Genomic DNA, 9,295 nt, shown 5'->3' on the forward strand with positions numbered 1-9,295 from the left:
TTATTTTCCACATACCAAACATCTAACTCAAATTTTTGCTCCCAACTAATGGCGTTACGACCATTAACTTGCGCCCAACCGGTAATGCCTGGTTTAACATTGTGGCGTTTAGCCTGTTCGATATTGTATAACGGCAGATACTCTACTAATAGAGGACGAGGCCCTACCAGACTCATCTCCCCCTTTAGTACGCTAATTAAGCCCGGTAATTCATCTAAGCTTGTAGAACGTAGTTTTAAACCAAAAGGAGTCAAGCGATCGCTATCAGGTAAAGTATTACCTTTATTATCTGTCGCATCTCGCATACTTCTGAATTTAAGCATATTAAACACCTGTCCGTTTAACCCAGGTCGGGATTGTTTAAACAATACGGGACTGCCTAAGTTTTTACGTATTAAGGTTGCCGTAATAAGCATGACTGGAGATAGTAAGACTAATGCACATAATGCAGCGGTAAAATCGAATATTCTTTTCATTATTTGATACCCATTTACTTTATACCCATAGCAGTTAACATCGCATGATTTACTTTATGAACATCAAACTTCTCTTCTACTATTTCACGAGATGCCTTACCCATTTTAACGACCAATTCACGAGACTCAGTTAGCTTCACCATGTTTTCATATAAAGCATGACTATCTTGCACAGGTACTAAGTAACCATTCTCGCCATCAATTACAGTCTCACGACAACCAGGTGCATCTGTAGTAATAATCGGGCGACCCATTGCCATTGCTTCCAGCACAGAACGAGGGGTACCTTCTCGGTATGATGGTAAAACATAAACGGTACATTGTTCAATTGCAGGCTGAACATTGGATAAACGACCAATATATTCTATATACCCCCCATCAATCCATTCATCAAGTTCATGCTGTTTTATAGCATCAGGGTTAACATCAATGAAACCAACTAATCTACACGTTGAATTGGGATGTGATTGCTTTAATAATCTGGCAGCACCTGCATATTCTCTAATGCCTTTATCCCCTAACAGTCTTGCTATTAATAAAAAATCACATGAATTAGGTAGCGGTACTTCTGAAAATTCACTGACATCAATACCCGAACCATTGACCACAACAGGGTTACTGGTTTTAGGTACAAGCTTTAGCTGCTGAAACAAAGCTTTATCATCATTATTTTGAAAAAACACAAGTTTGTTGGTTTTCAAAGCTGCTTTATAAAGTAAATGAAGCAAATACTGAATAACTTTACGCTTACCCTTAGCTTCACCAGTAAAGGCATAGCCTAAACCTGTTATCAACGAGAAGGTATTTTTTACCCCTGCAAGCTTTGCAGCTAACGTTCCGTAAATGACAGGCTTAATAGTGTAAGCGATAGAATAGTCAGGATTAATTTCCCTCAATACTTTAAATAACTGTATAAAGTATTTAACATCACTAAACGGGTTCATGCCAGTACGCTGAAGTGATATTTGATGTACTACAATGCCTCTTCTTTGTAACTCTTGAAGTAGATCATCCTCCATATATGGAGCGATAACATGCACCTCGTAATTTTGTTGTTGGATTGCTGATATAAGTGCTCCGCGAAATGAGAGAACAGAATCAGGGAAGCTGGCAATTACTGCAATTTTGTGTTTAGAATTAGTTTTCATACTGGGTGTGTTGTCTGTTTTTATCCAGACCGCTCCATCAATATTAGTTGTGTGGTGATTATCAAACTCAAATTTGATTCCGTTGTAAGTCACGAAAATCGCATGAAGTTCAGGGCTAGATTACGACCCCCTTACCCTGTAAGGGCTGAGGATAGATAAGCATTATTCCTACCTGCCCGGTTTTGCTTCCGTTTGATACTTGCTTTGAATGATTGGTCTGCATTCAATGAATTTAAAGCTATATATCGTATCACTACAAAGTTTTCAACCGCTTCGCCTCTTCTAATCCGACACTAATCTTCACGCAATGCGACATCACGGAAACCGCATGAAGACACCTGTCATACAAAGGCTGTCATTAATTTGCTTAAGGAGTTTTGTCCATCGTGCACTTCATTCGCTTACGTTCGATACCTCCTTTAAAGCTCCTTTCCGATTTAAGGAGGTTTAAACACATCTGCCTGATCCTCGAAAATGCTTCAGCCCTATCACCTGAGCTTATTCGTGAAGCATCTTCACAAAATGCGGTGTCTAAAGAGCAGTGAATTGATTCTATACCCCAATGAGAACGACTAGATTTGAGCAATGTTTCGGCATTGATATCCTTCGAGCGGATATAAAATCTGATGTTTACGTCTTCAGCCTTTAAGACGCAGGGCTAGATTACGAAACCCCTTGCCCTGTAAGGACTGAGGATAGATAAGCATTATTCCTGCCTGCCCGTTTTGCTTCCGTTTTATACTTGCTTTGAATGATTTGTCGGCATTCAGTAAATTTAAAGCCATATGTCGAATTACTGCAAAGTTTTCTCCCGCTTCTCCTCTTCTTATCCGACACTCATCTTCACGCATTGCGACATCCAAGCGACAATGGAGTTGCACATCTATTGACCAATGCGCTCGGCTTGACTCCATAAGCTCTTTCGCCGTTAATTTAGCTGAGCTGATATAATAACGAACTGAGATAGTCTCTGCTGGTAAGTCAACGACTTGCCTGGTACTAGCTACCATCCCAACAGTTTGAATATCTTTCCATTCGAAAGCGATGTCACCAAGAACACCCATAGCATCATGACTCACTGCACTCCATCGTGTCTCTCTGCGACCATGACCTTGCTCTTGAACCGAATGCTTGTCACCTGTGTAGCTCTTTAGCGTCGAGAAGTGAAAATACGCTTTGCATTGACGAGCCTATCGCTCTTGCTTTCCTTTGACTGCTAACAAGTAGTCTGCGTCTTTATCTCGTATACATTCTGCTATTTTAGCCTGACACCCCACGGCATTAGTCGCGACAAAATACCCTTTATATTCAACGCCTTAAGCGCCTACTGGGTCGCTGTAATTTCATTCGACTTAAGTTCAGTTTTAACCTGTCCGAGAACTACTTGGTTTGCCGCACTAAAAGACTAACCATATGAATCACGGCTTTGCGCTTATCTTTACAGTAAGTTCCTCTCAGTGCGGTGGCTTTACCATCAATGGCGATAACATCACCATTCGTTATTTCATGGCAATTTTGCATCCATTTAGAGAACATTTTTTGAAGCTGTTTTGCTGATATCATTCCCATAATACGGGCTATCGTATCGTGAGTTGGAATACCTTTTTCAAAATTACCATCGTCTTATAACAACTCAATATGGTCGTAGCCAAAATCTTCGATCTCGTCCCAACTCTCACAGCCACCGATGACTGCTGCTATTGTTAAAAATATTATATCCGTGAGCGTATATTCAGTTTTCCAGGTTTGTCGAGGGTCATGTAATATCGAAATATGTTCCAAAAGCGTTAATCCATTCATCAGCTAAAATCATGTTGAAAGGAAAGTATATGATCACACATACATGTGATCTACAAGTCGATCCTTTTTTATTGTGATTATTGGAAAAATATGTTGATATTATGTCCGAATCTAAAAAATTAATTTGGCTGACAGTCCAGTGATACCAAGGGGTTTCGTAATCTACCCCTGGTAACGTCCGCTATCCAGCGGAAACGCATGAAGAATTTACATGTGTTTTCCCTGCGTATATCTTCATTAATAAGAAAGATTTTTCATGAACTCTTGAAGCTGGTCTTTATAGCAATTAATGTCAAAATGTTCTTTTGCGCTAGTAGCAGCGTTTTTACTCATAGCATTTAGCACATCAGAATCAAAATCAACTAGGCGACTAAATGCTTGCTTAATACTACTGTATGATTCGTCATGGCAAACTAAACCATTTACGTTATCTGTGATATATCGTGAAATGTCACTCGTGTAATTACATATGACTGGCGTTCCCACGGCAAGGCTTTCTACTAATTTTGTAGGAAATCCTGCGTTAGTAAACTTCCTATTAGGCCGTAGCAATATGCTGAAATCAACATCCTTAATAAGTTGAAGTGCTACTGGCTGTAATACGATACCATAGCACTTACAGCATAATGGAATTTTATCTAGATTCCTTGAGCTTAAAGCTGGAAAATTTAACAATTGAGCTTCGGTAATACCTGCAATATGTAATTTGAAATTATCACCATTAATATCTATATCTAATAAAACATCTAATACGTTATCTAATAGATCTTTATGCCCCGGTGTTCCCGTATAGCCTAGATTTTTAATTGGCGAACAACTGATAGACTCTCGAGGTAGAATAACTTCTGTATCTAAACTAGGAGGTATACGCACAGTATTACATCCGTTAGATGAATAGTAGTTTTCTAAATATGAACTGATAGCAATGATATTTTTCGTTTTAATACTCAAATAATGCATAGCTAACTCTATATTCCAATGGTAAGGAGACAACAAACCTTTTATTTTATTGGAGGCTTCATACCATTCAACCGCATCAAAAATTAGCGGGATATTATGTTTTTTACACCATGGAATCAACCTTATGAGGTAGGGCGAATACCCACTATATAAAACAACGGCACTAGGTTTATTTTCTAATGAATCCAACCAATTAACTGTCTTCCTACCCATGGCAAAATATAATAAGTGCTTTAACAACGTCGGATATTGTTCTGCCGTCCGTTCATTAAGCGAATGAACATCAATTCCTTCGAACTCGATGACCCCTTCACCTTTTTGACCTGAGCCAATCACTACATCATAACCGATTGCCTGGAAGGTTTTCGATACCCCCAAAATTCTTCTCGCTGCGGCACCACCTTGAGGAAATGAAAACGGGCCAACATATGCAATTAACTTATTCATTTAATATTTTTTCCATACAACACGATTTACATAATCGGTATATGAATGAATGATTCTAACCATCTTATCCGATACATTTGGCATGCTATAGTCATATACCTGACGAAGAAGCCTCTCTTCACCACTAGGTTGAAGCTCTAAGATTTGTAACGCTTGCATTACCCGTTCTACTTCGAGACCTACCATCATGACTGATGCTTCTTCCATTCCTTCTGGCCGTTCATGAGCCTCGCGCATATTTAATGCAGGGAAGTTCATAATAGAAGACTCTTCGTTAATAGTTCCACTGTCTGATAACACTGCCTTTGCATTTTTTTGCAGGTGATTATAATCATGGAACCCGAGCGGTTTAAGTAATTGAATATTCTTATGAAAATCGATACCTTGAGCCTCAATACGATTACGAGTACGAGGGTGAGTCGAAATAATCACAGGTAAACCATAATGTGCAGCAACCGTGTTTAAGGTGTTAGCTAGTTTCGCTAACTGCTTAGGTGAGTCAACATTTTCTTCACGATGAGCGCTTACGACAAAAAACTGTCTTTTCTCTAACTTCAATCGCGTTAATACATCCGAACCGTCAATTTGAGGCATATAGTGATTCAACACCTCAAACATTGGACTGCCAGTCTTAATGACACGGTCAGCGGGCAGACCTTCGGCTAGAAGGTAATCTCGAGCAATTGAGCTGTAAGTTAAGTTAATGTCTGCAGTATGATCAACTATACGTCGATTCGTTTCTTCTGGTACACGTTGGTCAAAACAACGATTGCCAGCTTCCATATGGAAGATTGGAACTTTGCGACGTTTCGCTGGGATGGCAGAAAGACAAGAGTTGGTATCTCCAAGAACCAGCATCGAATCCGGTTTGATGTCCTCTAACGCTTGATCTACTTTAATGATTACTTGACCAATTGTTTCTGCCGCATTTTTACCAGCTGCGTTCAAGAAGTAGTCCGGCTTACGAACCCCTAAATCATTAAAAAACACTTCATTTAATTCGAAATCATAATTCTGACCGGTATGAACCAAAATATGCTCACAGTGTTCGTCTAATTTGGCTAAAACTCTAGACAAACGGATGATTTCTGGCCGGGTACCAACCACTGACATCACTTTTAGTTTTTTCATGTTATTATCTCTTTCTTAAAGTGGGTTCGCGATTGTATCAGGCGCTTGTCTATCAAATATTTCATTAGCCCAAAGCATAACGACTAACTCATTATCTCCAATATTGGTCACATCATGCGTCCATCCTGGAGCTGTTTCTACGATACGGGACTCTTTACCGTCAACAGTAAGTTCGTAAGATTCACCCGTGATAATATGTCTAAACTTATACAAGGCCTTCCCATTAATAACTAAAAATTTTTCTGTTTTCGTATGATGATAATGTCCACCACGAGTAATACCTGGGTAAGCAGTGAAAAAAGAGAACTGACCAGTATCTTTAGTTTTAAGCATCTCCACGAAGGTACCACGTTCATCACTGTGGCGAGTAACTGAATATGCAAACTGCTCCGGAGCAAGATAACTAATATAAGTAGAATAAAGAGCTCGCACAAAACCTTCGCCCACTTTTGCTGAAATCATACTGTCACGGCTTTCTTTAAACTCGGTGAGTAACGTAACGACTTCGCCGACTGTTGTTTGGTAAACAGGCTCAACATAACTGTATTGCTCAGTGCTTTGAGAAGTGTCAGTTAACAAACCCACAAACGACTGACAAACATCATCAATATAAACAAGGCTAAGCGCCGCATCTGCATTATTAATCGTGATAGGCAAATTATTAAGCGTGTTATAACAGAAGGTAGCAACCGCTGAGTTATAATTAGGACGGCACCACTTTCCAAACACGTTAGGTAAACGGTAAATATAAGTCGCTGCACCTGTTTGTTCTTGATATTCAGCAACAGCAAGCTCTGCACCCGCTTTACTCGCACCGTAAGGATTATCTAATTCGGCTTGAATCGACGAGGTTAATACAATCGGAGTATTACGCTTAGTTTCAACTAATGTATTGATAATTTGCTGAGTTAGGTCAGTATTACCTTTTTTAAATTCATCATCATTCTTAGGGCGGTTAATACCCGCAAGGTGATAGATAAAATCAGCAGACTTTACTTTTTCTACAATGCTAGCTTCATCATCATCAAGAGTGATTTTTTCAATATTTTCAAAACCAGCTTCGTTTAAAAATATACATAAGTTTTGACCAATAAAACCGGCTGCGCCTGTCACTAAAATATTCATTTACACACCTTCAGGAACGAATAGGTTACCAGCTTCGATTTCACGCATGAAATCCAATTTACGCAATAACTCTTTCATACCCTCAACGTCTAAACGCTCGGTATTATGTGAGTTGTAGTCTTCAATAGCAGAAAGGTTTTTTTCGCCTTCTTCAGTGAATTGTGCGTAATTTAAATCACGGTTATCCGCAGGAATACGGTAGTAATCACCTTGGTCTTGCGCAACAAACATCTCTTCACGGCTACATAATGCTTCAAATAGCTTCTCGCCATGGCGCGTACCAATCACATTTACCTTATGCTTAGGTTTACCAATCATCTCAAGAATAGCTTGTGTCATCACTTTAATCGTTGCAGCAGGGGCTTTCTGAACAAAAATATCACCATTCGTACCGTGTTCAAAAGCATGAAGTACTAAATCAACCGCGTCATCTAGCGTCATCATAAAACGAGTCATTGAAGGGTCAGTCAAAGTAATTGGTGTATTTTCAATTATTTGACGAATAAATAATGGGATAACAGAGCCACGAGAAGCCATTACATTACCGTAACGAGTACTTGAAATAACCGTATTAGTACCTTCCAAATTGCGGCTCTTAGCAACAATCACTTTTTCCATCATCGCTTTAGAGATACCCATCGCATTGATTGGATAAACCGCTTTATCAGTACTTAAACAAACAACACGACTCACACCATGGAATATTGCAGACTCTAAAACATTTTCCGTACCTAACACATTGGTTTTTACAGCTTCTAATGGGTAAAATTCACAAGACGGCACTTGCTTTAATGCAGCAGCATGGAAAACGTAATCAACACCACGCATCGCTGCTGAAATGCTTTGAGGATCACGTACATCACCGATGTAAAACTTCAACTTTTCGTTATTAAATGCTTTGCGCATATCATCTTGCTTTTTCTCATCACGAGAAAAAATGCGAATCTCTTTGATATCACTATCTAAAAAGCGACGAAGAACTGCGTTACCAAATGAACCAGTTCCGCCAGTAATTAGTAAAATTTTATTATTAAACATATTGGTACTTACTTCCTTAGCTTAAATAGAGCGAATTAGCCCTATCGCTTTAAACATAAAACAAATTACAACGAATATTAGCGCAATTACGCTTGAAGTTACTACAGGATCAATCGTGAGATCCATCATTATAAAAATACAAATGAATTTTATAATGCAAGCAAAAAACAATGTTATTGCTTGATATTTGATCACGTCAAAACTATTTAGTATTGCGGAACAAGCGTACATAATACACATAAAAATTGAAAAAACAGCAAAGCTAAACACCAACTCATTATCAGCTACATAGTGCCCCTCACCTAACCACAAATCAATTACAGTCTGATAATTGTAACCTAATATAAGCACAACGATAGAAATAGGAATTAGCAACAAACTTAGTATAAAAAATAGCTTCTTAACATTGGCATTATCAGATGAAACATATGACTCTCTAATCGCAGACCAAAATGGCATTGATACTGCAGCAAAACCAACAAAAATTATTGAAAAAATTCGGTAATAGTATTGATAATGCACAATATCATCGACCGCACCGATTATATAATAAAAAACTTCATTACTATTGAACAAAAATATAATTGAAATTTGGGCAAGAAAAAAACCTAAACTCTTTTTTCCATACTCAACTGACGCTTTAGCTAACGGTGATAGTGGACCAATATTTGACCACCTCAAGTTAAGCTTCTTACAATGTATAAAAATAAGGAATAAGTATGTAAATAGTGTAGCAATACAAAGGAAAAGAACTAACTCAAAAAATATATCCTCAAACATAGGGCTTTCTATAAGAAATAAGTATGCAAGAATATACAATTGAGGAGTGATTAATATAAAACCACTCAACGCATTTTTTTGCTGTGATTGTAATAAAGGATTGAGCACTCTTAAGGGAGAGAATAACAAGACAAAAACGATAGCTATCACGATCGATAGTGTACTAACTAATTTGTCACTTGAGCTTATAGAATAGTCTGTAAAGCTTCGAGATATAATAATTCCGATAAAGGCTATCAAAAGCAGAGTAACAGAAACAAAGCAATTTGTTACTACACCTTTAATTATCAAGCTTTTTTGTTCCTCGGGCTTACCCAACGTTGCAATTAAGTCATTCTTCAACCTGCTGCCAACACCGAAATCGACAGTAAAAAGAATCATTAGCACACT

7 protein-coding genes and 3 pseudogenes are annotated in these 9,295 nt (G+C 38.3%); all 10 read right to left on the reverse strand.

Going from position 1 to position 9,295, the window contains the following annotated elements; genetic code table 11:
• A partial coding sequence (locus CXF82_RS09850) for a sugar transferase (protein ID WP_102044110.1) occupies positions 1–476 on the reverse strand: 476 nt, incomplete at its 3' end.
• 14 nt (positions 477–490) lie between these two features.
• Positions 491–1,717, reverse strand: coding sequence for a glycosyltransferase family 4 protein (locus tag CXF82_RS09855; protein WP_257982765.1), 1,227 nt, complete (start codon positions 1,715–1,717; stop codon positions 491–493).
• 274 nt (positions 1,718–1,991) lie between these two features.
• Positions 1,992–2,276: pseudogene (locus CXF82_RS09865) on the reverse strand (transposase); the annotation flags it as partial.
• 11 nt (positions 2,277–2,287) lie between these two features.
• Positions 2,288–2,754: pseudogene (locus CXF82_RS22775) on the reverse strand (ISAs1 family transposase); the annotation flags it as partial.
• 63 nt (positions 2,755–2,817) lie between these two features.
• Positions 2,818–3,424, reverse strand: a pseudogene (locus tag CXF82_RS22780) (ISAs1 family transposase); the annotation flags it as partial.
• Positions 3,425–3,661: 237 nt separating this feature from the next.
• Positions 3,662–4,831 carry a glycosyltransferase gene (locus CXF82_RS09875; RefSeq protein WP_102044111.1) on the reverse strand — a complete coding sequence of 390 codons (1,170 nt, stop codon included), beginning with the start codon at positions 4,829–4,831 and terminating at the stop codon, positions 3,662–3,664.
• Complete coding sequence (gene wecB / locus CXF82_RS09880; protein WP_102044112.1) at positions 4,832–5,962, reverse strand: non-hydrolyzing UDP-N-acetylglucosamine 2-epimerase; 1,131 nt, start codon at positions 5,960–5,962, stop codon at positions 4,832–4,834.
• 15 nt (positions 5,963–5,977) lie between these two features.
• A complete protein-coding gene (locus CXF82_RS09885) occupies positions 5,978–7,087 on the reverse strand; it encodes a UDP-2-acetamido-2,6-beta-L-arabino-hexul-4-ose reductase (protein ID WP_102044113.1) in 1,110 nt (369 codons plus the stop codon).
• A complete protein-coding gene (locus CXF82_RS09890) occupies positions 7,088–8,125 on the reverse strand; it encodes a polysaccharide biosynthesis protein (RefSeq protein WP_102044114.1) in 1,038 nt (345 codons plus the stop codon).
• Positions 8,126–8,146: 21 nt separating this feature from the next.
• Positions 8,147–9,295: hypothetical protein (locus CXF82_RS22315; RefSeq protein ID WP_180961195.1), on the reverse strand; the 1,149-nt coding region annotated here is incomplete at its 5' end.

The sequence above is a fragment of the Shewanella sp. GutDb-MelDb genome (assembly GCF_002836075.1).
Lineage (GTDB): Bacteria > Pseudomonadota > Gammaproteobacteria > Enterobacterales > Shewanellaceae > Shewanella.